The sequence below is a fragment of the Candidatus Poriferisodalis sp. genome (assembly GCF_965208895.1).
In the GTDB taxonomy this organism is placed as follows: Bacteria; Actinomycetota; Acidimicrobiia; order Acidimicrobiales; family Poriferisodalaceae; genus Poriferisodalis.
This window is the reverse complement of the sequence record NZ_OZ242363.1, coordinates 2,542,999-2,567,445: the sequence shown is the minus strand read 5'-3', so window position 1 is coordinate 2,567,445 and position 24,447 is coordinate 2,542,999. Positions and strand designations below refer to the sequence as shown.

At 65.8% G+C, this 24,447-nt stretch carries 19 protein-coding genes and 1 tRNA gene; 5 read left to right on the top strand and 15 right to left on the bottom strand.

Annotation, left to right across the window (positions count from 1 at the left end):
- Positions 1 to 505: 505 nt before the first annotated feature.
- The 3 genes from ACOGJB_RS11550 to ACOGJB_RS11540 all read right to left on the bottom strand — a co-directional run bounded on the left by ACOGJB_RS11550 (position 506) and on the right by ACOGJB_RS11540 (position 4,046).
- The gene (locus ACOGJB_RS11550) at positions 506 to 1,990 is read right to left on the bottom strand and encodes a trypsin-like serine protease (RefSeq protein WP_419837281.1); all 1,485 of its coding nucleotides are present in this window, start codon (positions 1,988 to 1,990) and stop codon (positions 506 to 508) included.
- A gap of 119 nt (positions 1,991 to 2,109) precedes the next feature.
- Entirely contained in the window at positions 2,110 to 2,880 is a 771-nt protein-coding gene (locus ACOGJB_RS11545; protein ID WP_419837280.1) for an SDR family NAD(P)-dependent oxidoreductase, read from the bottom strand.
- Positions 2,881 to 2,954: 74 nt separating this feature from the next.
- Positions 2,955 to 4,046: a TIGR03617 family F420-dependent LLM class oxidoreductase gene (locus tag ACOGJB_RS11540; protein ID WP_419837279.1), complete on the bottom strand. Its 1,092-nt coding sequence runs from the start codon at positions 4,044 to 4,046 to the stop codon at positions 2,955 to 2,957.
- A gap of 143 nt (positions 4,047 to 4,189) precedes the next feature.
- Between ACOGJB_RS11540 and ACOGJB_RS11535 the strand changes: the two genes are divergently transcribed.
- Complete coding sequence (locus ACOGJB_RS11535) at positions 4,190 to 4,459, top strand: hypothetical protein (protein WP_419837278.1); 270 nt, start codon at positions 4,190 to 4,192, stop codon at positions 4,457 to 4,459.
- Positions 4,460 to 4,485: 26 nt separating this feature from the next.
- Complete coding sequence (locus tag ACOGJB_RS11530; protein WP_419837277.1) at positions 4,486 to 6,117, top strand: class I adenylate-forming enzyme family protein; 1,632 nt, start codon at positions 4,486 to 4,488, stop codon at positions 6,115 to 6,117.
- Positions 6,118 to 6,215: 98 nt separating this feature from the next.
- On the opposite strand, the gene ACOGJB_RS11525 is transcribed toward ACOGJB_RS11530, so the two are convergent.
- Together ACOGJB_RS11525 and ACOGJB_RS11520 are read right to left on the bottom strand one after the other, a co-directional pair.
- The gene (locus tag ACOGJB_RS11525) at positions 6,216 to 9,704 is read right to left on the bottom strand and encodes a hypothetical protein (protein WP_419837276.1); all 3,489 of its coding nucleotides are present in this window, start codon (positions 9,702 to 9,704) and stop codon (positions 6,216 to 6,218) included.
- Positions 9,705 to 9,895: 191 nt separating this feature from the next.
- Positions 9,896 to 11,200, bottom strand: a complete 1,305-nt coding sequence (locus ACOGJB_RS11520; protein ID WP_419837275.1) for an acyl-CoA dehydrogenase family protein — start codon at positions 11,198 to 11,200, stop codon at positions 9,896 to 9,898.
- A 164-nt stretch (positions 11,201 to 11,364) separates the two neighbouring features.
- Here ACOGJB_RS11520 and ACOGJB_RS11515 point away from each other — a divergent pair, with 164 nt between their 5' ends.
- Complete coding sequence (locus ACOGJB_RS11515; protein ID WP_419837274.1) at positions 11,365 to 11,751, top strand: DUF3499 family protein; 387 nt, start codon at positions 11,365 to 11,367, stop codon at positions 11,749 to 11,751.
- Here the strand turns inward: ACOGJB_RS11515 and ACOGJB_RS11510 are convergent.
- Positions 11,748 to 12,011, bottom strand: a complete 264-nt coding sequence (locus ACOGJB_RS11510; protein WP_419837273.1) for a hypothetical protein — start codon at positions 12,009 to 12,011, stop codon at positions 11,748 to 11,750. The two genes, ACOGJB_RS11515 and ACOGJB_RS11510, sit on opposite strands and share 4 nt — an antisense overlap.
- Positions 12,012 to 12,076: 65 nt before the next feature.
- On the opposite strand from ACOGJB_RS11510, the gene ACOGJB_RS11505 reads away from it, so the two are divergent.
- Positions 12,077 to 12,334, top strand: coding sequence for a hypothetical protein (locus ACOGJB_RS11505; protein WP_419837272.1), 258 nt, complete (start codon positions 12,077 to 12,079; stop codon positions 12,332 to 12,334).
- 80 nt (positions 12,335 to 12,414) lie between these two features.
- Here ACOGJB_RS11505 and ACOGJB_RS11500 read toward each other — a convergent pair whose 3' ends face one another.
- The 9 genes from ACOGJB_RS11500 to ACOGJB_RS11460 form a co-directional block, all read right to left on the bottom strand.
- Positions 12,415 to 12,843 (bottom strand): hypothetical protein, encoded by a 429-nt coding sequence (locus ACOGJB_RS11500; RefSeq protein WP_419837271.1) that lies wholly within the window; start codon positions 12,841 to 12,843, stop codon positions 12,415 to 12,417.
- 533 nt (positions 12,844 to 13,376) lie between these two features.
- Positions 13,377 to 17,027 carry a Calx-beta domain-containing protein gene (locus ACOGJB_RS11495; RefSeq protein WP_419837270.1) on the bottom strand — a complete coding sequence of 1,217 codons (3,651 nt, stop codon included), beginning with the start codon at positions 17,025 to 17,027 and terminating at the stop codon, positions 13,377 to 13,379.
- 162 nt (positions 17,028 to 17,189) lie between these two features.
- Complete coding sequence (locus ACOGJB_RS11490) at positions 17,190 to 17,456, bottom strand: cell division protein CrgA (protein ID WP_419837269.1); 267 nt, start codon at positions 17,454 to 17,456, stop codon at positions 17,190 to 17,192.
- A 28-nt stretch (positions 17,457 to 17,484) separates the two neighbouring features.
- Positions 17,485 to 19,794, bottom strand: coding sequence for a Stk1 family PASTA domain-containing Ser/Thr kinase (gene pknB / locus ACOGJB_RS11485; protein ID WP_419837268.1), 2,310 nt, complete (start codon positions 19,792 to 19,794; stop codon positions 17,485 to 17,487).
- Between the two features lie 56 nt (positions 19,795 to 19,850).
- Complete coding sequence (locus tag ACOGJB_RS11480) at positions 19,851 to 21,116, bottom strand: penicillin-binding transpeptidase domain-containing protein (protein WP_419837267.1); 1,266 nt, start codon at positions 21,114 to 21,116, stop codon at positions 19,851 to 19,853.
- Positions 21,113 to 22,552, bottom strand: a complete 1,440-nt coding sequence (locus tag ACOGJB_RS11475) for an FtsW/RodA/SpoVE family cell cycle protein (protein ID WP_419837266.1) — start codon at positions 22,550 to 22,552, stop codon at positions 21,113 to 21,115. Before ACOGJB_RS11475 ends, ACOGJB_RS11480 begins: the two co-directional genes overlap by 4 nt.
- Positions 22,553 to 22,599: 47 nt before the next feature.
- Complete coding sequence (locus ACOGJB_RS11470; protein ID WP_419837265.1) at positions 22,600 to 23,439, bottom strand: PP2C family protein-serine/threonine phosphatase; 840 nt, start codon at positions 23,437 to 23,439, stop codon at positions 22,600 to 22,602.
- A 97-nt stretch (positions 23,440 to 23,536) separates the two neighbouring features.
- A complete protein-coding gene (locus ACOGJB_RS11465) occupies positions 23,537 to 24,004 on the bottom strand; it encodes an FHA domain-containing protein (protein ID WP_419837264.1) in 468 nt (155 codons plus the stop codon).
- Positions 24,004 to 24,282, bottom strand: coding sequence for an FHA domain-containing protein (locus ACOGJB_RS11460; RefSeq protein ID WP_419837263.1), 279 nt, complete (start codon positions 24,280 to 24,282; stop codon positions 24,004 to 24,006). Before ACOGJB_RS11460 ends, ACOGJB_RS11465 begins: the two co-directional genes overlap by 1 nt.
- 50 nt (positions 24,283 to 24,332) lie before the next feature.
- On the opposite strand from ACOGJB_RS11460, the gene ACOGJB_RS11455 reads away from it, so the two are divergent.
- A tRNA-Leu gene (locus ACOGJB_RS11455) sits at positions 24,333 to 24,416 on the top strand.
- The last annotated feature ends 31 nt before the right edge of the window (positions 24,417 to 24,447 follow it).

Genomic DNA, 24,447 nt, shown 5'->3' with positions numbered 1-24,447 from the left:
ACTACTTGATCCCCGACCCTCACACGCTCACTGGTGCCGACCCAGAGTGACTGGGAATCCTCGTCATACATTGTTGGCAGCCATGCGATCGCATACTCGGTCCCTCGGATTTCTTCCGCATACTCGGTCCCTCGGATTTCTTCCTCTGCTCGGAGAGACGCAGAAGGCCGAAAGATCGGCTTGAGCCGCGGCAGCAGCAACATGATGCGCTCGCTACTGCCGCCCTCGATCACGAGTACGCACGATCCCTCAACTCTGAGTATTCCGTCACGCAATATGAGACCTTCGATCAGACCGGAGCTGCGGAGCGGGTAATCCCACATGCCCTTGAACTCAGGCGCGAAGGCTGTGTGAGGCCGTTCGGGTATGTCAGGTATGCCGACATGATCACATCCTGCTAGCAGCGTCCCCGCGATGAGCAATGCGAGCGTTGAGCATGCTGCACCCGCCGCCGCCAGTCGAGTCGGACGTTCGCTCGCGCCACGGTGTTCTGCCATTTCACGCCCTACTGAACCGTGACGTTGCCTGCACTCAGGATGTCGATGTTGAGCAGCGATTTGACTTCGTCGATGGCCGAGAAGTACGAGGCGACTACAGGCACATCGCAGCGCTCGTTGTCGGGAGTCTTGTTTAGGTGGGTGCCGCCCTTGTGGATGCCGTAGGCCGTTCCGAGATTGAACCATGGCCCTCCACTGTCTCCTCTACATGTGTAGAGCGACGGTCCTTCGACCTTGACGAAAACACTGCTGCAGGCAATCTTGCGTCCCGTCGCGCTGCCGGATTTGCAGGCCCCGTCGTTGGTCGGGCGGTAGCTGATGTCGGTGACGGTGCCGCAGGTCGTGCCGGTGTTCTTGCCTGTGTGGCAGGCATAGCTTTCATGCATGCTGCTGCGCGTGGTGTCGCCGCTGAGATCGCAAACTCCGTACTGCGAGCCGCTGGTGTTGCAGACGTAGTCGTCCAGGAGTAGATGGTTCGATCCGGTGGGGATCTGATGAATCTGCGCATCTGCTCGACGGCTCTCGTAGCCCTTGACCCAAGGTAGCGACACGCCTCGCATCGATAGTACTTCGGGACAGTGTCCGGCTGTCAAGATGCCGTACACGCGGGTGTCGCGGGTGACTGCGGCGAAGCCTGACGTGCAGCTGCTCATGCCTCGTCCGCCGTCGAATTCCGCATCGTCTTGTGTGCCTCGGCCATCAACGACATCGAATGCGACATCAATGTGGCTATCGAGATCTTGGGTCAGTCGCGCGATAGCGGTGGCAAGCCGTGTATCCGAAGCGCTGTTCTCGTTAGCGCGTCCGATGGGTCCCGGATTCGATGAGTCGTCCGGAACGCCAAGGCCGTCTGACGGTGGCGGTGCGTCGGCGCCGAGAGCGGGGTCGATCCCGATGTAGATGCCGTTGCTGCGAAGACTGATGCCGGTGAAGGTGACGATCGAGGACAGCTCGTCGAGCCAGTCCGAGCCAGAGGGCGCCTGCCCAGTGTTGCCCACTGCGCCCACAGTGGTAATGCCGCTGCCGTCCCCGAATCGATCTTGTGCGGCCAGAAGTGCTGTGTGACTGTGTGCGGCGCCGGTGCGGATCTGCAGGTCGGTGTGGGCATCGGCGATGGCTGCGGCTGCCTCGCTGGGCGGCTGGCCGCCGGTGAGCCACACCCAAGCAGTCATCGGACCCTGGTGGTCGATGCCCCATCCCGCCAATCGAGGCGCTTCGGCTGTACGCAGCGCTGCCATGAGTTCCTGCAGCCGGGGAATGCGTTCGAGACGTCGCTGTGCTTCCGCGGCGGTGACTGAGTAGTCGGACGCGTAAGAGGCCACGACTGGATTGGTCGCGGCCTCTGTGTCAGGCGTGGTCTCAGCGTGAGCGGTTGCCGACAGCAGCACACCGAGCGCCGCTGCGGCAACCAGCACGGCGAGCAATCGCCGTGCGCTCCGACCTCGTGGGTCTCCTCGAGCCGCTTGGGGGTAGTGAGGTTCTTGGTGGCGCATGGTGCTCTCCTTTCGAGCCGCAGGCTCCGGCGAGACGGCCCGCCATGAGCCTTCCGTTGACACTGGCCTACCACATGCTCACAGGACCCAATGACGCGCACTTGGTCGTTCGGGAGCGATCAGGCCATCGTGAGACCGCCGCTGACAGACAAGGTCTGCCCAGTGATGTAGCCAGCCTCCTCGCTGCACAAGAACACAACAGCGGCAGCCACCTCGTGCGGCTGCCCGATGCGCTTCATCGGCACGGCCCGAGCCATCGCCCCGATGATCTTGTCGCTCGTGTCGGTCGCCGCAGCGATCTCTTCCAGCAGCGGAGTGTCGGTCGGTCCAGGACACACCACGTTCGCAGTGATGCCCCGCCGCGCTACCTCGCGGGCGATGGTCTTGGTGAAGGCAATGACGCCGCCCTTGGCGCCGGCGTAAACGGCTTCGCCCGAGGAACCGACCCGGCCGGCGTCGGAGCCGATGTTCACGATGCGCCCGAAGCCGGCCTCAGCCATGGCTCCCAGGCAACCCTGCGTCGTCCGCAGCGGGCCCTTGTAGTTGATCTCGATGACGCGGTCCCAGAAGTCCTCATCGGTGGTCACGAAGGGTCGCAGCTCGTCCCAGCCTGCGCAGTTGACGAGCACTTCGACCGGCCCCAGTTCGTCGACCACCGAACCGAGACCGGCGGCAACGGCATCGGCGTCGGACACATCCATCTCGACGGCGATCGCCGTGCCGCCCGCCGCGTTGATGGCGGCTGCCGTGTCGGTGGCCTCGGGCACTCGCAAGTCGGCTACCGCGACCCGGCGGCCGTCTCGAGCCAGTCCCAGGCAGATCTCGCGGCCGATGCCCCGGCCGCCGCCGGTCACCAAGGCCACCCGGTCTGCGTTGCCGTCATCGCTCACGTCGTCTCCATTCGTCGATTGCTGCGATTGCAAGCTGCGGGGCGCTGCTGCCCAGTGCCCCGGTGCGAGCCTGCTCAGGCGCGGGTGGCTTGGGCCACGTCGCCCCACTTGTGGACCATGTCGGGGTCCTTGCGGATCTGCTCCTCGGCCAGGTACATGACCACCCGGGCGGCGGTGCCCGCGTAACGGTCTTTCAGCCGGTCTGCCATCTCGTCCCATGGCCCGACGACAGCGAAGTGCTCGAGCATGTCGTCGGTGATGGTGTCGGCCATGCCAGCGATGTCGCCGGTGCTCATGAGTTGGCGCAGCTTCTCAGTGACACCCTCGTAGCCCAGATCTGTGAATTGGAACGCATAATTCGGTGTGGTGCCGTAGAACGCGATCTGCGTCTTGGCCCGCCAGATCAACGGCGCCAGCTCGTCGGGTGTGTCGCCGGGTGCGGCGAATACCGGCACGATCAGGTCGATGTCGGCGACGTCACGACCGGCTCGCTCCGCACCCCGGGCCACCTCAGGCAGCAGCCGTTCGCGGATGTAGTGCATCGTGTGCATCGGGTGGACGTGCACGCCGTCGGCAACCTCGCCGGCCACCCCGTTCATGATGGGACCGACAGATGAGATATCGACCTTCACGTCGCCGTGGTCGTGCGCGCGCGGCGCCCATTGTGCCGGCAGCAGGCTCAGGTTGAAGAACTCGCCTTCGTAGCTGAGCTTCTCTTCCCGCCGGAAGGCCCGCAGGCACGCCTGCACCGCCCCGACGTAGTCGCGCATGCGCGCCGCCGGGCGATCGAATTCGACCCCATAGCGCCGCACGATGTGACCCTTCACCTGGCTGCCGAGGCCCAGCCGGAAACGGCCATTGGTCTCGCCGGCGAGTTCCCAGGCGATCTGGGCCGACACCATCGGGCTGCGAGGGAAGGCCACCGCGATGCCGGTCGTGAACGTGAGGCTGGGGGCCGCCATGGCGGCTGCGGCGAGCTGCATCCACGGCACCTGCCCGGTCTCGGTGTAGAGCATCCCCGAGAAGCCGGCGCCCTCGACCTTGCGGGCCAGGTCGGCAGCATCGCTCCAGGTCGACGAGCCGGTCATCAGATCGAATTCCACGATGTGCCTCCGTGAGTCGGTGAGTGCTTCGTCGGCCATCGCGGCCTGCCGGAGACTGCTCAACGTAGCCCCCTTCGGTGCCGAGGCTGCGACGCCGTCGGCTTCCGAGGGTCATCCCCGGCAGCGGTAGAATGGGAGTACGCCATCGGAAGGGCGGCGTGCAGCCCCTTCCTCCAATCGGAATACCCCGAGACGGAGGACATATCATGGGGCCTAACGAGAGCCAGCGCTTGGCGTTGATGAACAGCTTGAACAGCGTGTTGGGGGAGCAGGAGGCAGCGACACTCATGGACTCGCTTCCCCCGTACGAATGGCCTGAGGTTGCAACCAAGGCTGATCTTGGGCAACTCGAGGCATCGCTGCGCGCCGAGATGGCGCTGCTGTTCGCGAAACAGACACGGACCTTGATGCTGGCGATGACGGGCTTTGCGATGAGCACTTGGCTGGCGCTGCTGGTCCCTGTGCTAGTCGCCTGAAGTCACCGCTGACCTACGCTGCGGCGATGGCTGAGGGTGTGAAGTACGACTGGCTGCTGCTGGGCGATGCCGTCGATCGCGCGGCACGCATGTGGGGCGACCGTCCGGCGGTGGTCTTCGGCGACCAGCGCTGGAGCTACAGCGATTTCGCTGCCGAGGTGGACCGCGTCGCCAAGGGGCTGATGGCGCTGGGTGCACAGCGAGGCGATCATGTGGCCGTGTGGATGACGAACCTGCCCGAGTGGCTGTGGTTGCAGTACGCCATCCCGAAGGTGGGCGGCTGCATCGTGCCGCTGAATACCCGGTACCGGACCGACGACGTGGCCTACACCGTGGCGCAGTCGGAGAGCCGGTTCATGATCTCGATCGACCAGTCGGGGCCGATCGACTACCGAGCGATGCTCTGCGAGGCTCATCCCGACATCGTTGCTGCGGGGCACCTCGAGCGGGTCGTGTTCACCGGTGCGGACCGTGACGACGCGCTCGCCGATGCGATGAGCTGGGAAGATCTGCTGGCGGCGGGCCAGCGTGTCACCGACACTGAACTGGCCGAGCGCGCTGCCAGCGTGACGGTCGACGACCGCATGATGCTGGCGTACACGTCGGGCACGACCGGTCACCCCAAGGGCGTTGTGCACACTCACCGCCCGCTGCGCAACAGCCGCGAACGGTCGATGCTGCTGGGGCACACCGCCAACGACATCCACATGAGCTACCTGCCGCTGTTCCACCTGTTCGGCTTCGGCGAGGTGTCGATCCAAGCGGTGCTCACCGGTGGCTGCCAGGTGCTGTTCGACGTCTTCGACCCCGCAGCAGTTCTGGCAGAAGTGGAGTCCCAAGGCGGCACGGTCCTGCACGGTTTCGACTCCCACTGGGGCGACCTGCTGCGCGCCCAGGACGAGCACCCCCGCGACAGGTCCAGCCTGCGCATGGGAACCCTGGCGGCGGGTATGGAGTCGTCTACGCCTATCGCAAGGCGAGCCCAGGAAGTGTTCTGCCCCACCATCTCGGGCTGGGGCATGAGCGAGTCGTGGGCGTTTGTGAGCTGCAGCCACCCCACCCATTCCGTCGAGCAGCGCACCGAAGCCTCCGGCTACCCCATGGACGGCATCGAGTACCAGATCCGAGACCTCGAGACCGGCGCCGAGTGCCTGCCTGACGCCCCGGGAGCACTGTTTGTGCGCGGCTACACCGTGATGGAGGGCTACTGGCGCCGCCCCGAAGCCACCGCCGAAGTGCTCGGCGATGACGGCTGGCTCGACACCGGCGACATAGCAAGGATGCGCCCCGACGGTCACGCCGTCTTCATCGGCCGCCACAAAGACATGCTGAAAGTGGGCGGCGAGAATGTGTCTCCCGCTGAACTAGAGGGCTACCTGCTCGAAGCCGACGGCGTCGAACAGATAGCAGTAGTCGGCTACCCCGACCCGCGCCTCGTAGAAGTCCCGGTCGCCTTCGTCCAGCTCACCCCCTCAGCCCCACCAGACATCACCGAGGATTCGCTCATCGAGCGCTGCCAAGGCCGCATAGCCAGTTTCAAGATCCCCCGAAAAGTGATCTTCGTAGAGGAAATGCCCACCACCCCCTCCGGCAAGATCCGCAAGGTGGAACTCAGAGACTGGGCGCTGAGAGATTTAGGCGACCCCGCCCACGCCTAAGGGCCCATGTCCCTGCTCATCGTTGCCAAATGAATCCACTCGTCTATGAACGCGAGACGCCCGACGACCGGTAGACGCTCTCCCACCCGCACGCTGGCTCAGCCGGTGATGGTGGCTTTGGCTGTGGCTGAGTAGTTGGCGGCGCCGATGGTGTACACGACGTGGAACGTGACCGATGTGTTGACGCCGGCGGTGGGCACGGTGACGGTCGCTTCGGTGTCGCCGCTGGCGATGCCGATAGTGCGGACGGATGTGATGTCTGCGCCGTAGGCGACGAAGTAGTAGACGGTGACAGCGCCCGCAGAGCGGCAGCTGAGGCTGATCACGAACTCCAGGTCGTCGCCTCGCTGTGCTGCGGCGTCGGCGACGGACACCCGCGGTTTGCCCGTGCAGGCCGCCGCGGCGGGTTCGGGGGGCGGGTCGTCGTCGTCGAGGATCTGCGCGGTCTGCGTCGCCTGAGCGCCGATCTCATAGCCGCTGCCTGCTGCGATGGTGGCGGTGATCGTCCCGTCGGGTTCGTCGGTGCTGTCGTCGACGGTGGAGACAGTGAGGGTCGCCGCGGTGGCGCCTTGGGGGATCGTCACCGTCTGTGTGCCTGTCGAGGCACCCCAGTCGCCGGTCGCGCTGACCGCCACGTTCACGTCGAGATCGGCCGCTGCCGGCGCCGAAGCGGTGACGGTGAAGGCTGCGGCGGTTCCTTCGGTGCCGCCCGACGCTGCGGTGATGTCGATCTGCGGCGGCGGTTCGTCGCTGTCGACGATCACCACGGTGGTCGAACCGTCCGCGCGCTCGACGCCGTCGGGACCCCACGAGATGCCCATATTCACGCCGTCGGTGCTGCCGTTCAGCGTCGCCGCCCGGCTGCCGGTGCCATAGGACACGGTGATCTCGTGATCGGCCCAGTCGCTGTCAGCCACAGCAGTCAACGCCAACTCGACGCGTTGGTCGCCCGGGCCGAAGGTCACCTCGAAGTCGTTCGCGAACGCCGCGTCGGGATCGTTGAGGTCGCGCATCGTCCATTGGGCGCCTTCGTCGCCGCCGGTCACGCTCAACGGCACCGTGAGCGTCTCCCACGACCGCAGCGTGCGCGTCAGCCCGATGTTGAGCCCGGCCTGGTTGCCGTAGCCGGCGCCGTTCTCGTCGATCGAGGTCGCGAAGAAGATCATGTACACCGTCAACGGATCCACATCGTCATCAGCCACCCCCACCGCAGCCGAGCCGTGGACAGCGGAGACCGTGTAGCCCGAGTCCGCGCCGGGCGCGTCCAACGTCACCGACACCGAGCCGTCGGCCTCGTCCACGCTGTCATCGACGGTGGGCACCGTCAGCGTCGCTGTCGCGGCGCCAGCGGCGAAGCTGACTGTCTGCGGGCCGGCTGCGGCGCCCCAGTCGCCCTGCGACGACACCGTCACAGACACATCGAGACCAGCGGTCGGCGGCGGATCCGCGGTCAGCGTGAACACCGCGTCGCCTCCCTCGGTCACATCCGGACCGGCGGCGATGCTCACCACCGGCACCGTCACCGGCACAGCATCGCCCTCGTCGGGCACGGGGGCGTCCTGAGGCACCGGAGCGTCCTGGGGCGTGGAACCGTCACCTGGTGAGGGCGCATCGTCCGCTGCCGGCGCCTGCGCGGCTTCGAGCGCTGTCAGCTCGGTTACTACTTCGTCCCATACCGGGCTGCTGTGGGTGTCGGCCATCTGCTGAGCCTGCTCCGCAGTCATCGCGCCCCCGGCGACGCCAGCAGCGTCGAGCGCGCCGAACGCGGCCAGCACCCGCTGCCAGCGATTCACATGCGCCGAGCCGTGATGGGTCTGCGAAGCCAGATACTCCACCTTCGCCACCACAGCAGGATCGACCGCGTAACCCTGCGGCGCCGCATCACTCGCATCCCCATCAGCGTCAGCGACTGGCTCGTCCGCAGCGCCGCCGTCCGCGTCAGTGTCGTCGCTGTCACCATCACCGTCGTCGCTGACGGGCACGACCACGATCGTGATCCCCCCCGACCGCTGCGCCACCGGATCCAGCGGACAGTACGGCTCACCGTCAGCGGTGTCGATCCCCGGCTTGTCCGCGCAGTACTTCAGCACCGGATACTGCGACGACGAACCGAAATCCCACGGATCATCACCCGCACCGCCGAAATCGCCGTCAGCACCCACATCGACGTTCCAGTCCGCGTAGATGCCCGAATAACCCGTCGGCGCCTGCAACTGCGCCGTCGTGTAACCCACTGCGAACTCCGGGCTGCCGGATTGACCAGAAGCCTCCACGTCCCAATAATTCGAACCCTCACCAGGCTGAGCCGGCGAGCTGATGTACATGCCGGCCAGCCCGCCCACCTCGTTCGCCCCCGGCGGCGCGGTGACATTTCCGATTGCGTAGTTGGCGCGCGGCCACGAGTTCAAGACGGGGTTGCTCGTCATCCCGAGCAGGGCACCGACTGCGGTCACATGCACCCCGTCGTGTGTGCAATTTGTTGCAGAGGTTCCCGTCACTGAACCGGTGGCATAGGTCGCCCTGATGTGACCGTCGGGATGGCGACCGGCGAGTCCTCCCCCGTGGCATGACGCCGTCACGTCGCCGGTGGCGTAGCTCGCAGCAGCACCCGAATAGTTGAGGACCCCGAGCAGACCGCCGACCAAGCTCCAGCCCGTCACGTCGCCGGTGGCGAAGCTCTCGATGACGAACGCATGTCTCCAGCTCAACCCGATCAGGCCGCCTACTTTGTGGCCTCCGGCCACATCGACATCGGACCACACGCCGCTGACCCGGGCACGCTCCACCGAGCCTGCCAGCGCCCCCGCCTCGGTCGAGCCGCTCACCCCGCTGTCAGGGTTGGGGGCGCTCAGCCCCACATTGCGCACATGCGCCCCGGGGCCGACATAGCCGAACAGCCCCACAAACCAGCGGCCCGGATCGTCGATGAACAAGTTCGCAATCGTGCGGCCGTTGCCCTCGAACACCGCAGTGAACATCCGAGCACGCGGATTCGGCCGGTCCCCCAAGTAGCTGGTCCCCACCTGGTCATGGAGACGACTACGGGCTTCGAAGCCGTAGACCGCCTCTCCGCCCATCAACGGAACCCAGCCCTTGCCGCCGTTCCAGAAGTCGTCGCCCGCATCAGCCTGGCCGTTGGCGTTGGTGTCGAAGTCCAAGTCGGCGACGAGCTCATAGCCCGAACAGCCATCAGACGTGCAGCCCATTCCCGCCATCGCATCAGGGAACGCCGCCGCATGCTTCGCAGCCCCGTCGGGATCATGGCCGGTGCGGCCGTCACGATCAGGCGGGTACACATCAGCGGCGCCGTCACCGTCGAGATCCCACCGGATCGCGTTCAACTGCGCCAAGCTCGAAACCTCGATCAAACCGTCATCATCGACGTCGTAATCCACCGCCGGAGGAGGATTCTGCGCCCACGCCGGACCCGCCGACACCGGCACCACCAGCCCCGCCGCCAACACCGCAACCACAGCCGCAGCCGCCCAACGCCGCCAAGCCCTCGACCGCCGCGGCACCGCCCGATGACCATCCCCAGCAGAACCCGAACCGCTGCCCCGGCCCCGATCAGTCCCTCCTGCCGCCATGACCACCGTCCTTTGGCGCTGCTGTGTCGCATCGGGCCGGACCGCGCCACGATCCCGTCCCGATCACCGAACACTAGATTAGCAAACACCGGTGTACGCGCCTCACGCGAGCGCGGATCTGCCAGCGCTGTCTCGGCGCATATCTGCCACAATTACGCCGACGGCACAAACACGCCGACCGGCGCCGGCCCTCAGGGGCCAGAGAAGGCCATGGCCGGAGCGACCGGCCCGTCGAGCGTGTGGTCGACAGCAAGCCCCATGGACCGCTCACTCTCGCGAGTCTTGACCTCAGCGCGAGCCACAACATGGTGATGCACCTCATCGGGACCGTCAGCGAGCCGGAGTGTGCGCTGCGCATGCCACATGTCAGCCAGCGGGAACCACTGCGAAACCCCAGCTGCACCGTGCATCTGGATCGCCTCGTTGATGATGTCGCAGCACTTCTCGGGCACCATTGCCTTGACAGCGCTCACCCAGACTCGCGCCTCGGCGTTGCCGAGCGTGTCCATGGCCTGGGCCGCCCGCAGCACCATCAGCCGCATGGCCTCGACCTCGATGCGTGACCGCGACACGACCTCCATGTTCTTGCCCAGGTTGATGAGCTTCTTGCCGAAGCCCTCCCGGCTCAGTCCCCGGTCGACCATCATCTCGATGGCCTTCTCGGCGGCGCCGATCGAGCGCATGCAGTGGTGGATGCGGCCAGGGCCCAGCCGCAGCTGAGAGATCTCGAAGCCGCGGCCTTCGCCGAGCAGGATGTTGTCGCGAGGCACCCGCACATCCTCAAAGGTGATGTGCATGTGGCCGTGCGGGGCGTCGTCGGCGCCGAAGACGTGCATCGGGCCCAAGATGTTCACGCCGGGCGCGTCGATCGGCACGAGGATCTGCGACTGCTGTTTGTAGGTGTCCGCGTCGGGGTTGGTGCGCACCATGGTGATCATGATCTTGCAGCGGGGGTCACCGGCACCGGAGATGTAGAACTTCTCGCCGTTGATCAGCCACTCGTCGCCGTCGAGCTCGGCGTTGGTCTGCACCTGCTTGGCGTCCGAGCTCATCACGGCCGGCTCGGTCATGGCATAAGCAGAGCGGATCTTGCCCTCGAGCAGCGGCTCGAGCCATTGCTGCTTCTGCTCGGGCGTGCCGACGCGCTCGAGCACTTCCATGTTGCCGGTGTCGGGCGCGGAACAGTTCAGGCACTCCGAGGCCAGTCGGTTCTTGCCCAGCTCGTTGGCGATGTAGGCGTAGTCGAGGTTGCTCAGGCCCTCGCCGGTGTCCGCGTCAGGCAGGAAGAAGTTCCACAATCCCTGCTCGCGCGCCTTGTTCTTGGCGCCCTCCAGCAGCTCGAGCTGGCCGGGTGCCCAGCTCCAGCGGTCTTCGCGGTTCTCTCCCATCCGGTGGAATTCCTCGGTGATGGGGTCGACTTCGTCGCGGATGAACGCCTTGACCGCTTCATACAGCGGCTCGACCGCGGCGGACATCCGCAGATCGAAATCGTCCATGCTCGCTGACTTCAATGCTCCGCCAACCACTGCGGCTCCCCTCGTGTGCTCGCCGTCAGCAGGTCTGCTTCTGGCGCAGAGCACCCTACCGAGATCGCCCGTTCGGCACCGGGCCGGCGGCCTATCCCCAACCGGTCCCAAGCGCGCCGGTACCTTCGACTGCCATGTTGCAGTGTGTTCGAGGGATGTGCACCGAGTTGGCCACCGATGGGCTTGGCTATGACGTGCTTCAGACAAGGGCGTGGCTGTACGACCTAGATGCCGCCACGATGGCCGGCACGTCTCGTCAGCGCGACATGATCATGCCGTTGTGCCGGCGCCATGCCGATCGGATCAAGGTGCCGGTCGGGTGGGAGCTCGCGGACCAACGGGTTCACGAGCCGGAACCGGTGACGGCCCCGCCGGCGCCGAGTGCCGAAGCCTCGGAGGGCGTTGAACCGCTGTTCAAGCCCCGGTCCCGTCCCGAGCCAACCGAAATGCCAGAACCCGACCCCGAGCCGGCACCGTCGTCGCTGCTCGAACGGGCCTTCCGCGCCTCGCCCTCGCGTTAGAGCAGGCTGGCTCCCCGAACGGCGGTGAGCACCAGCCGTCCGCGAGGGTTCAGGCTCGCCCGGTAGCGAACCCCATGGGCGTCCACCAACACCAGCTCATTGCCTTCGCTGCCAACCCGGAGCTCCACACCGAGTTCCGCAGACAGCTCGGCTCGGCTGGCCTCCAGCGCAGCCCGCATGGCACTGCGCCGCTGCGCCTCATACAGATCCATGTCGTACTCGACAAAGTCTCCAGGCTCAGTCCCAGTAGGCCGCACCATCAAACAATGTCACAAGCACCCGAGCCCCGACGGCGAGAGGAGCGGGCAGCGTTAGCGTGGTCCATGTGAGCCTGTGGCTGGCCGTGCCGCTCTCGCTGGTCTTCATCTACATCGTGTACCGGCTTGGCCTGCGCATGATGGCCACATTCTCGCGGCCGATCCCCCCGCCGCCCCCGCCAGGAGAACTGCGACGGGTGCGCCTCACCTACCGGTGCAGCCTCTGCGGCACTGAGATGCGCATGACACGCTCGCCGGTGCAGAACCCTGAGCCGCCCCGTTGCTGCAGTGAGGACATGGACCTCGTAGCCAACGCAGACGAGTAGCTGCACCGTTGCTCACAGGTTTTCCACAGCTTGGGGGAAACTACATCTATGACATTTGTGCTTCCAAGAGCGGCGCGGAGTCATTCAGATATCGAATTGCCGGCTTGGGCCACGTGACCGAGCAGGCTGCCGTCTGAAATGCATGTGAACTTGATTCGTGACTTGGGTCCGTACACGACAAAATGGTGTCGATCATTTGTCAGTTCACCGCGGAACACCACGGCGTCGCCTGAACGCACGAAGTCCCCAGACTCCGTCACCAAGATGCCGGACCGAGGCCGGTACCCGACAAAACGGGCGGGAAACCGAATCAGATATCGACGCCCGCCGATGACTGCGTATGCGCAGCGATCTTTGATGTGCAGTACACCGTCATGAAACATCTTGCTGTCAGAAGGCAGTCCACCACGGGAACCGACGAAGTGGTCGTACCCGGAACTCTGCAAATACTCGTCCCTGAGGCTCCAAACCAAGGGGTACGGATAGTCGAGATAAGTGTGATGTGTCATCCGTGTACACGATGGAAATAGGTGCCGCAGCTCAGCGAGAAAGGCCATATGGTCAGCATTGCTGGTCCATAGACGACTGTACGATACGCCAGCACCCTCAATCACATCGCCAGATTGCAGCCACCTCCCCTCAAAGTCAAGAATGCCGGTGTCGGGATCATACGATACGGCTCCACGCGGCAGCCTCCAAAGGTAACGCTCCCCGCCATGTACCAGATAGGGGCACCGACCCTCGATCTCTAAGACCGCCAGCCCAGGAATAAAGTCCACCGTATGCCTCGTATACTTCGGATCGTTAATGGGGGAATACATGCCGACGAATGGATCTGACTGCGTCAAGTAACCGGCACCCATGCCGACAAATGGACCATCAACAGCCGCCGCCGGGACCTCCGAGGCAGACACAGGTACATCCGACACTGGCACGCCAGTGGAGTGTGCTCCTGTGCAGGCGACCACAAGGGCGGCAAGCATCACCGCTGTTGATCCTCGGACCAGGAAGCTCGACGGCATCGTTGCCGCATTTCCGTTCATCACTGAATCTGCTGATCAGCGGTGAGCAGCCGGAGACCTAGTTTACTCAGCGCCTTCTCGATCGGCAGGAATGTTGCAAATACGGTTTCGTGGGCACCCGGTATCTGCTTGACATCGAACATGCACTGGCCGGTGGAAGCATCGCGCGATGAGTCCTTTGAACCTCCCCTGTGTATTCCGTATGCGACGGGTCCTTTCACCCACGGTCCACCACTGTCCCCTTTGGCAGTACAAAGAGCCGGTCCTTCGACTCTTGCGTAGTCGGCGCCGCAGCTCTTGTCCCCGTGGCTGCAATTTGTACGGCTGCCGTCTGGGTCGAAGGAGATGTCGGTGATAGTGCCGCAGGAGTAGCCGGTGACATGGCCGTAGTGGCACACGTAATCGCCCATCATGTCGTCGGTGGTGAACTTGATGTCGTCATCGGCGACCGTGCTGTGTACCTCGCAGGTAGTGGCGAACGTTCGGTTGCCTCGTCTGGTGTTGCACATGTATCGGTTAGTGAGGCGTATGTCGTTGCCGGTCGGAATGGAGTGCCATTGGACGTCGAGGTTGTCGGGCCATTCGGCCACGAGCGGCAGCTCGATGCCGTTGAATTTGCTGAAAGTGTCAGTCGCTGCCTTTTCCGGCTGGCAGTGCCCGGAGGTGAGGACTCCATATTTAGCTTCACGGCGCAGAGGTGGGTGTGCTGGTTGATACACCGCAAAGCCGACGGTGCAGAGCGCTATCTTGTTGTCTCCTATTGGCGTGCGAAGCTGCCCGCCGGCGACGAATCTGTTGACGTCGGTGATGCGCATCACGATGCTGTCGTCCTCAGCGGGCGCGAGCAGTGCGTGCCCGGCAAGGTCCAGACCGACAGCGATCGTCTCGCGTCCGGTCCCTTCGTACTTGTCGTCGTCGATAACGGTGACGAACAGGCGGCTGCGCGTCTTGCCCGCAGGGAGTTGCAGCTTCGCAGTTCCGTTGCGCAGACCCGTCACTGTGTAGTCCGCATCGGCGTCGGCGGTGCCGCTGAAGGTGAGCGCGACCTCGGTGTCAGTCTTCAGCGGCTCGGAGAGAGTGACAGAGACGGTGACATTCGTTCCTTCACGGAGCACCGCTCGTGCCGACGACAGCTGCGCCGTCGGCGCTTCGCCTGTGTCGAAGATCGTGAACAGCACAGTGCCCGGCCTGCCTCGTACGACCCTGTCCGGGAGGCTGCCGAGCTTGACGGCGAACTTCTCGGGACCCTCGGTGTCGGAATCGTCGACCGCGACCGCTGCCTTGGCCGACCCCGAAGTGGTGCCCGCACGGATCACAACCCGCAGCGACTTGGCCTGGAAGTCACTGCCAATGACCGCCCCGCGGGATTCGAGCACCAGCGGGATCTCGACATCGTGAGGCAGCGGCCTCGACAGCGAGACCTTCACCACTGCTTTGCCCTGCTTCTCAGAGATGACCCGCCCCGACACTGCCTCGAGCGTCGCCTTTGCATGGTCGTCGTCGATGATTGTCACCGTCACGTGGTTTGTTGCGCCTCGCGCCCATTTCAGATTGTCGGCGATTGCCACGGTGAACGTCTCGTCGGTTTCCATCAGGTCGTCGTCGATCGTGTGGATCCGACGCGTCGCGCTGGTCCTGCCCGGCGGCACGTCCACTGCCGCAGTTCGCCGATAATCGCGGCCGCCCTCAGCGGTGCCGTCGAGAAAACTCAGCTTCACCGCAGTCGGCTTGCTCTGCGCTTTGCTCAACGTGACCGTCACATCAACAGACCCGCCCTCGGCCACCTGCGCACGAGCGACGCTCAGACTCGCCGACGGTGCAGCACCAGTGTCTACGGCGACAACCGAGCGCGGGCTGCGCGGTTCATATATGACGCCGTAGTCCTCGACCGGTTTGAGTGCGCCGTCCGGCGTCTCGTACAGCAGGTCGAACAACTGCCCGACCGCGTAGATGTCATGAGTCGTATCAGCGTCGGAACGCGCTTCGAGCACGATGCTGGGCACCGGAGCGGACTCGGGCACCTCATGCTCGTCTTCTGGATCGTAGGGTTTGAGTACGATTATTAGATCTTTGTCGAACCGGATGCCGTTCACCTCGCGGGTCCCGAAATCGACTGGGATACGGATTTGGCTCGTACGAGAATAGTATCCGTCCAATAAGACCCGAAACGCCGCGTCTGTGTGCATCGTGGGCACCAAGATCAGTGCACTGCCTGTCGAGATGAATGCCGAGGTTTCGACAGCAATCTTGATCACGTGACTGCGGCTGCCTTCCACTGCCACCAAGTCGGAGACACCGAACGAAAAATAGGCGATGTCATCGTCGACGATCTTTGCCTCCACTGTCGACGATGGCCCGGCTATGTAGCCTGCGGGCAATGTGCCGAGCGCGACTTTGAATTGCTCGTCCGGCTCGGTGAGATGATCGTCGCTGATCGCGATGCCCACTGCCGCAGAAGACTCGCCCGCAGGCACCGCCCATCGGTACTGAAGCGCATCAAGGTCATGGCCGTGCCAACCCCAGAAATCGTTTTCATCGGTCGACACATGCGAGACCGTCAACGTGCCTGACACGGCAACATCGGGCGCCTCCGTCAGCGACACCACAAGCTGCAACAGGCTCTCACCCTCATCCACCGCAACGATCCTGTCTTGACCGGACGCAACACTCAACGACACCTCCGGGATGCCTCGCACACTCCTTTGCGCGTCATCCGCCGCCCGCTCCGACTCAGAATCGCCACCCTCAGCATCAGCGCTGTCCGACAATGCACCCACAGCACGGCTGCCTTCTCCTGCGGCTTTCTCGCCCGCAACGCCACGACCGTCCACGACGACCGTGCGCACTGCCACAAGCGTCCCCAGCACACCCGCAGCTGCCGCTGCAGCCGCTTCGAACAGAACCTGACCACCCAACTCCTCCGGGCTGCCACCCGACCAGCCGGGCAGCCGCGCTAGATCGCCGGGAGCGACCAGCCCAGGATCGATCCCCACCTGCACTGCGTTCGCGGCCATGTCGATGCCCGTGAACGACACCATCTGCTTCACCCACGCCGACTCCGCAGCCACAGCCGAATCAAAACCCGAGAACAGGCCCCGCTGCGCCGCCCGCAACTCTTCATAGGTGTGGACTGCGCCCGTGTGTACCCACACATCGCGATGAGCACCCTCCAGTTCCGCCGCGGCAGCCGACGGCAGCCCATCACCCGCCAGCAGCACCCAGCCCCCGAACATGCCCACATGATCGAAGCCCCACCCGGCCACCCGACCAGTCGAGGCTTCGCGAATAGCCCGCAGCACAGGTTTCAGCTCATCGATGCGCGCCAACCGCCTCGAAGCCTCCGCCACCGACACCCCGTAATCACGCGCATACTGCTCCTCGATGGCGGCCAGACCGCCGACTGTCTCGACAACGTCGACATCACCGGCACCCTCAGCCGTATCTGTACCCGAAACGGGCTCGTCGGACGGACTCGTGGCGGACCACGCGAACTCCTGGCCCTGCATCTGCCCGGCACTTGGGACAAAATCACCAATAGCACGATGTCGGGCCGAACCATCACCCATCCCGGCGGTGGCTGCGGCAGGACTCCCGATCACCGACACCGCCGCCACGAACGCCGCCAGCACATACCTGACCCGACGTCGGCCCCAACCCACAAGATCCGACATCCGAGTCCCCTCTCGCCCCAACACCCCGCGCGCAGGAGATTAGCGACCATATGTCGGCCGCTGCCCAAATCGCGGTCGGCCCTCTGATTCGGACGGCGGTTTCCCGACAGGCTTTCGGGCGAACGCCGTTGACGCGAAGCGGCAGCTCGACGTTCGCAAGAATCAGCGCCAGCGAGTGGCGAGCAGGATGCCTGCCAGCACGATGGCCAAGCCGACGGCGATCCATGCGCTCGCCGGACTGCCCGGCAACCAGCTCATGTAGTTCGACACGATCACTGCGGTGCCGATGCCGAGCAGTGCCGCGATCAGCCAGCCGAACCACGAGGCGCTCTGTTCGCCCTGGCCGCCTGCGCTCTGCTGCTGCGCCGGCGCGTTCTGCGGTCGGGTGCCTTTGGGCGTGATGCGGCTGGTCTTGCGGGGCCGGGCCATGACTGGCCAAGCTAACGGGTGCGTCAACCTAACTGTTGGGGTCGGCCTCGTCGCTTTCCTCGCCCGGTTCGGCTTCGCCGATGACCAGGGTGATCGTGTCGTAGTTGAGCCGGATGTCGGTGCCTGGCGCCGGGTCGAGAGAGATGACCTGCCCGTGGGCGGGGTCGCCCTCGGCAACCGACTGCGTGCGCCGTGCGACCTCGAAGCCCAGCTCGGTCAAGGCTTCGGCTACCCCGTCGGGATCGAACGTCTCCAGTGCCTGCAGGCTGGGAACCGTCGCCACTTCGGGCGGCTTGAACATCTGGAGGACGATCTCGGACCCGGCGATGAGCACCGTTCCGGGCTCAGGACTGATGCCACGCACGACGTTCGTGTTGACGTCGAGATTGGACACCTCGCGCGCTGTGCGCTTGACGGTGAACCCGAGTGCCACCAGCTCGGCTTCGATCCGGTCGGCGAGCGTCGTGCCGAAGTCTGCCAAGGCCGGCACGACGAGTTCCTCGGGGCCGTCTGAGACGACCAGCGTGATGACGCTGCCCCGCTCCGCCGGCTGGGCAGCCTCGGGGCTGCTGCGTATCACGGTTCCTTCGCTGAATTCGGTGGAGAACTCCCGCTCGACCCGGTCGACGAGTCCGAGGCGGGCCAGCGTCACCCGGGCGTCGTCCACCGTTTGCCCAACCAGGCGGGGCACCTCAACCTCGCCGCGGCCTGCAGAGACGGTCAGCGTCACGACCGTGCCTGCGGGGCGCTGTTCGGTGCTGGGGATGCTCTGCTCGGTCACGAGCCCGATCGCGAGGTTGTCGTTACGCACGTCGATGCGCTCGACGCTGAAGCCGGCGGTGACCAGCATCGTCTCGGCCTCTTCGTAGGTTCGCCCGACCACGTTGGGCAGCAGCACCAGGGTGCGCGGTGCGGCCGCGAACAAGGTGATCGGGTTGTCTGGGTTATTGGGCTCGGCGAGCAGCAGCCCGGCGCGGGGATTCTGCTGGAACACGACGTTCTCGTCGACGTCGTCGCGTTCGGAGAATTCGATGCTGACGTGATCGAAGCCGACATCGCCGAGTTCGCGCTCGGCTTCGGAGAAGTGCAAGCCCACCACGTTGGGCACTCGCAGCCGCACGTCAGAGGTGGGATCGGGCTGGGCCACGACGCTCGGCTCGCCCCGGTCGTTGACCAGCAGGAACACCAGCCCCGCGATGACCAACAGCAAGATGACGAGCAGCGTGATCCACATCGGCGTGCGGTCCGGCGGCTCGACTGAGCTAGGCGGCGGCGCCTGCGGGTATTGCGGGGGGTACTGCGGGCCGCCGTATTCCCCTGCGCCGCCTCCGCGGCCATAGGGGGGTGTGGGCGGGGCAACAGGCGGTTGGGGATAGGCGGGCGCCGAAGCCCCACCCGGCGGTGTGGCCTGCCCCCCAGCAGGCGCTTGCGGTGTGCCCGCAGCCGGGCCGGCGCTCACTGCCGGGAAGTACGCCGTGACGTCGGTTGCCGCGGCATGGGTCGGCTGGCCCGCCCTGAAGCGCAGAAGATCGTTGCGCAGCTCGGCGGCCGAGCCGTAACGCGCGGCGGGATCCTTGGCAAGCCCCCGCAGGCAGATTGCCTCGAGTTCGTGGGGGACGTCGGCGTTGTAGCGCGACGGGGGGATCGGCGCTTCTTGGACGTGCTTGTAGGCAATGGCGACGGGACTGTCGCCGGTGAACGGCGGCCCTGCTGCGAGCACCTCGTAGAGCACGACTGACAGCGAGTACACGTCGCTGCGCGGGTCGGCATCGTGCCCTTGAGCCTGCTCGGGCGACAGATACGTGGCCGTGCCCATCACCGATCCGGTGCGTGTCAGATCGTCGGTGCCGCCGCCGAGCGCACGTGCGATGCCGAAGTCGGCCACCTTGACCTGGCCGGAATGGGTGATCATGACGTTGCCCGGCTTGATGTCGCGGTGTACCACGCCGTTGCTGTGAGCGAATGCAAGCGCAGCCGCGATGTCGATGGCGATGTCTGCGGCACGATCGGGATGCAACGGGCCGTCGCTGCGGATGACCTCCGCCAGGCTTCGACCCTCGACGTACTCCATCACGATGTAATACGTGCCGTCGTGGTTGCCCCAGTCGTACACGCCGACCACGTTCGGCTGGCTCAAGTTCGCAGCGGCTTGAGCCTCTCGGCGGAACCGCTCGACAAATGACGAGTCGTTCGCGAATTCGGGATACAGCACCTTGACGGCGACGGGCCGGTCGAGGAGGCGATCGCGGCCCAGGAACACTTCGGACATTCCGCCCCGTGCGATACGGCTGAACAGTTCGTAGCGACCGCCGAAGATTGGGTTGTCGGTGTCTGCCATGAGCACGGGGGGTGATCGGGCCGTCGGGCCGGTGGGGTGACTGCGAAGTCGTCGGGCTAGGGGCGGTCGGGATCTGAGACTGCTCGCAGCGCAAGCGTGGCTTCCGCTGCGGTCGCAGCGATCATCGCTGCCAAGGTACCGCCGCCTTGCGGCTCGGCGACGTCAAGGGTGGTGTCGGGTTCGATTACCACAGCCACGACGACCGTGGGCGCGTCCGGCGGGGCAACCAGCACCGCCCAGCTCCCGGTTCGCGTGCCGCCAGCGGCAGGATCGCTCAGCAGGCCTGCAGCGATCGCTGCGGGGATCTCGACGCCGTCGGCTGGAGCGAGGCTGATCGAGGCCTGCCGCGCCTGCGCAGCCATGCGAGCCAGCAGCTCGGACGCATCGTCAGTCTCAAAGAGTCGGCCTGCGGCTTGCGGCATCGTGGCCGGCAGAGCGCCGGTACCCGCTGGCTCGCCACCGTCGGGGTGCATCGTCGTCCGCACGCCCACGCTGTGCACTACGTAGGGGCGCATGCGAACCCCGCCATTCGCGACCGAGGCGGCTGCCATTGCCAGCTGCAGCGGTGTCAGCGGCACGCCCGCGCTGGCAGCCACGGCGTCGGGTTCGCCGGGAAGGTCTATTCCGGTGCGCCCCGATGCTCGGCTCGCACCAGCCAGCAAGTCCGCGCTGGCCGCATCGGAGGTCGTCGCGCCGGCTAGGCCGTAGTGACGCCGGTACGCACTCGCCGGCGGCATCCCGCTGTTCGTCGTCGGCGAATCGGGCGCCCACGTTTCCACCTTGTTGGGATCGAAGCTCGGGCGAGACCACAGGGCCAAGATCTCGCCTGTCGTCGGCACCACGACGACAACCGACCCGTCCCAGTCTCCGAGGGCGGCGCGTGCGGTGAGCTGAACGCCGTGATGCAGCGTGAGGTTCAGATCGCCGACGCGGTGAGCGTCACGGAACAGGTCCGCCAACTCGTCGATGGCGATGTCGGTGGCGCTGCCTGACAATTCGGCGTTGTAATGGCGCTCGAGGCCGCCCACGACGCCCGGGGTCAGCGCGAAATACCCCGCCGTGTGTGCATAGAGCGGCCCGTGCGGGTACGTCCGCGTCGGCCGCGGTTCAGCCTCGGTGGGGATGAGGGCAGGGGCGATCGTCTCGCCGTCAGCGCTCACGATCGCCCCGCGTGGCGCACCGAACGCCGTCACCGCGCGCTGGTTGAGCTCGTGGCGTCGCAGTTGCTCGGCCGAGAAGTATCCCAAGTTGGTCAGCTGAACCATCAGCACCGCGAAGGCGACGGCAAGCCCGACGGTCAGTCGCGTGATGCGCCGGTTCATGGCTCACCGAGCGGGAGTTGCTGGGGTTCGCCCTGCACAAAGGTGCCAGTGGACCGGCGCCGCCCCGCCCTCGGCGATGGCACATGTAGCTCCCCAGTAGGAGCGTCGCGCGCACCCGGTGGAGTCATGCGCAACTGCGTCGGCGCTCCGACAGACGCGACGCTCGGGCCCCCCGGCTGCCCTCCGCTGGCATCTGAGACTGCGAGTATCAGCGCGACTGCGATGCAGTTGCCGATCAACGCGACCGGTCCGTGGGCCACGAAAGGCAACGCGCCCACGGTGTGCGGCAGGATCCGCAGCACCCCCGCGAGAGCCACGAGTGCCTGCCCTCCGACGATGAACGCTGCGCTCCCCGCCAGCAACCGGTGCGTGCCGCGTGCGCGCTGCGCGATGCCTGCACCTATGCCGACGAACAGCAGGTAGGCCGCGATCAGTGCCGCGCCGCCCAGGATCCCGAGTTCTTCGGCAATGACGGCATAGATGAAGTCGCTGTGCGGTTCATGCAGCAGTTGCGGGGCCCCGAGCCCCGGTCCGACGCCGCTGATGCCGCCCGCGCTGATTCCGAACGAGGCATCGACGACGGCGGTGCCTCGCACCCCGATCCAGGGGTTCAGCCAGTAGCGCACCTGAGCGGACAGCGGGTCGTACACGGTTGCGAGCACGACGACCCCGACCGAGTACGTGGCGAGCACCCCGCCCAGCGCGCGCGTGCGCGTCGGGCGAGGCGCGGTCGCCAGCATGCGGTCGTTTGTGTCGCTGTCGTCGAGCCACAGCGGCAGCCAGGCGGCCCCGAATATCACGACGGAACTCGCGAGGTCTCGCTGGACGATCAGCAGTATCCAAGCGAAGATCGCTGCCGCACTCGCGCCCGCTGCATGACGAAGTGGCACGATCCGGGGGCTCAGCCAGCGAGGCGCGGTCGTGGTGAGCCCGCAGGCCGCCAAGATCACCGCGATCTTGGCGAATTCATACGGCTGGACGCTGAGCGGACCCAGGTTCAGCCATTGATGCGGCATCTCGTACGCGCCGCCGGCGACGTTCGTCCCCGCCCCGAAGCTGCCCAGCGCTGCGAACACCACCGCGCAGAACCCGAACGTGCCGGGCCTTCGCAAGAGCCCCTCTCCCCGACGCATCGCGGCCAAGGTCACTGCGAAGGCTGCGAATCCGAGCAGCACTGCCACGGCTTGCTCGGATGCCAGCGATGGCTCTGTCCGGGTCACGAAGACCCAGCCGATGCCGATCAGCAACGCGACAATGCCGAAGAGGATCTCGTTGCTGCCCGGCGCCCATCGCCTGATTGCGACCCAAGCTCCGGCACCGGCGACAAGGACGATGCCAAGCCAGCCGGCCTCGCTCCATATCGACTCTGCGTAATCATTGCGAGTCACTCCGATGCCGGCGACCGCGAACGCAGCGCAGACCACAACGCTCGCCATTGCTGCGAGTGCAATCTCGGTGCGGCGACGAGAGCGCAGCGGCAGGCTCAACGCGAGCGGGAACGCCGCCAGCCGCGTCGCCTCGGCGCGCGCTGGGAGCTGCCGTCGGGCGGTGGGGCGTCGGCCTCCGCCTCGGTGGTCTCGACCGAGATTCCCTCGATGTCGACGTCGACGACCAGTGCCGTGGAGTTGTCACGCCCGCCGCGGTCGTTGGCCTGCCGCACGAGGGCGCGTGCCACATCGGAGGGATGCTCATCGATGTCGAGCAGTTCGGAGATGTCCGAGGAGTCCAACTCGTTGGTGACGCCGTCGGTGCACAGCAGGAAGCGGTCGTTGCCGGTGAGCTCGAGGATCCAGTCGTCGACCGCCACTTCGGGCTCCACGCCGATGGCTCGTGTCAGTGTGTTGCGGCGGGGATGGTCGGCGGCTTGTTCCACAGTGAGGTCGCCGGCTCGGATCATCTCGGCCACGAAGTTGTGGTCGATCGTGAGCTGGGTGAGCTCGCCCCCTTGGTAGCGATAGACCCGCGAGTCGCCGACGTTGACCAGGCACCACACTCGGTTGTCGTCCTGCTGCACCACGGCGATCGCGCACAGCGTGGTGCCCATGCCGGTGAGATCTGCATGGACGGTCGAGCGGTGGTGCACGACTTGGTTGGCGTGACGCACAGCCGCCAGCAGTTCCGACGGCGTGGAAGGCGAGTTCGCCGCGACGGTCTTCACCGCGAGGCTCGACGCGACGCTGCCGCCGAGATGCCCGCCGATGCCGTCGGCCACCACGAACAGACCGATGTCCGCGTACATGGCGTCTTGGTTCTCGGGGCGGCGCAGACCCCGGTCTGACGCTCCGCCCCAGCGAATGCGCATCTGGCGGGCGGGGGCGCTCATAGCGGCCCAGTCTCGCGGCTTCGCGGTACGGCGGCACCACCAGCCTCCGCTCGGGATGGCGGTCGGCCGCGCAGCGGGCCCGCGCCGCGCGCCGCGCTCATGTGCTGACCTCGAAGACGGTGGAGCCGACCTGCACGAAGTCGCCGACGCGCACAACGGTCGCGTTGGCGACCTTCTGGCGATTCAGATACGTCCCGTTCGTGGAGCCCAGATCCTCGAGCAAGTGCTGGCTGCCGTGGCGGTGCAGGCGGGCATGGGCTTGTGAGGAGTAGCTGTCGTCGATGATCACGTCGCATTCGGGGCCACGGCCGATCGTCAGCGCTTCGGCGAGCAGATGGCGTTCTCCCTGGGCGCTCAAGGGCGATCGGACGACGAGAGCGAGCGGCTGCGGGGACGTGTTGCCGTTGGGTGACCGGTCGCCTCGCAGGGCGCGCAACGATCTCCAGCTCAAGTGATTGCGCGGCGTGGTGACACCGGCCCACACGGCGCGCATCACCCTGAAGAAGAACAGGTACAGCAGGACGAGCACGCACACTGCGAGCAGCCGCACGAGCTGCTCGGACATCAGTCCATCTCCAGCCGCAGATCGTGCGTGCCGATGGTCACGACGTCACCGTGTGACAGGCGCTCGCTCGTGACCTCGATCCCATTCAGCAGCGTGCCGTTGACGCTGGCAAGGTCCACCAGCAAAAGGCCGTCTGGGTCGGAGCTGATCTGCGCGTGCCGTCGTGAGACCTTCGGCCCGTCGAGCACGATCTCGCAGTCGTCGCGCCGCCCGATGACCGTCGACGATCCCAGTCTGTGGCACTGTCCGTCGCTGCCGACCAAGCTGGCGCCACCCACGACGGCCCAGTGTAGGAGCGCGGCTTCGCGGGCTAGTCTATTCGCCCCACGCGCGAGTGGCGGAATTGGCAGACGCGCAGGCTTCAGGTGCCTGTGCCCGCAAGGGTGTGAGGGTTCAAGTCCCTCCTCGCGCACTGCGGCGACGAGTCTGCGGCAGCGGGCGGA

What these genes read in the sequence shown, in the direction of transcription:
- ACOGJB_RS11550 (WP_419837281.1), bottom strand. Translation starts at nt 1,990, where the DNA reads ATGCGCCACCAAGAACCTCACTACCCCCAAGCGGCTCGAGGAGACCCA.
- ACOGJB_RS11535 (WP_419837278.1), top strand. Translation starts at nt 4,190, where the DNA reads ATGGGGCCTAACGAGAGCCAGCGCTTGGCGTTGATGAACAGCTTGAAC.
- ACOGJB_RS11530 (WP_419837277.1), top strand. Translation starts at nt 4,486, where the DNA reads ATGGCTGAGGGTGTGAAGTACGACTGGCTGCTGCTGGGCGATGCCGTC.
- ACOGJB_RS11525 (WP_419837276.1), bottom strand. Translation starts at nt 9,704, where the DNA reads ATGGCGGCAGGAGGGACTGATCGGGGCCGGGGCAGCGGTTCGGGTTCT.
- ACOGJB_RS11520 (WP_419837275.1), bottom strand. Translation starts at nt 11,200, where the DNA reads ATGGACGATTTCGATCTGCGGATGTCCGCCGCGGTCGAGCCGCTGTAT.
- ACOGJB_RS11515 (WP_419837274.1), top strand. Translation starts at nt 11,365, where the DNA reads ATGTTGCAGTGTGTTCGAGGGATGTGCACCGAGTTGGCCACCGATGGG.
- ACOGJB_RS11510 (WP_419837273.1), bottom strand. Translation starts at nt 12,011, where the DNA reads ATGGTGCGGCCTACTGGGACTGAGCCTGGAGACTTTGTCGAGTACGAC.
- ACOGJB_RS11500 (WP_419837271.1), bottom strand. Translation starts at nt 12,843, where the DNA reads ATGACACATCACACTTATCTCGACTATCCGTACCCCTTGGTTTGGAGC.
- ACOGJB_RS11495 (WP_419837270.1), bottom strand. Translation starts at nt 17,027, where the DNA reads ATGTCGGATCTTGTGGGTTGGGGCCGACGTCGGGTCAGGTATGTGCTG.
- ACOGJB_RS11490 (WP_419837269.1), bottom strand. Translation starts at nt 17,456, where the DNA reads ATGGCCCGGCCCCGCAAGACCAGCCGCATCACGCCCAAAGGCACCCGA.
- pknB (WP_419837268.1), bottom strand. Translation starts at nt 19,794, where the DNA reads ATGGCAGACACCGACAACCCAATCTTCGGCGGTCGCTACGAACTGTTC.
- ACOGJB_RS11480 (WP_419837267.1), bottom strand. Translation starts at nt 21,116, where the DNA reads ATGAACCGGCGCATCACGCGACTGACCGTCGGGCTTGCCGTCGCCTTC.
- ACOGJB_RS11475 (WP_419837266.1), bottom strand. Translation starts at nt 22,552, where the DNA reads ATGGCGAGCGTTGTGGTCTGCGCTGCGTTCGCGGTCGCCGGCATCGGA.
- ACOGJB_RS11470 (WP_419837265.1), bottom strand. Translation starts at nt 23,439, where the DNA reads ATGAGCGCCCCCGCCCGCCAGATGCGCATTCGCTGGGGCGGAGCGTCA.
- ACOGJB_RS11465 (WP_419837264.1), bottom strand. Translation starts at nt 24,004, where the DNA reads ATGTCCGAGCAGCTCGTGCGGCTGCTCGCAGTGTGCGTGCTCGTCCTG.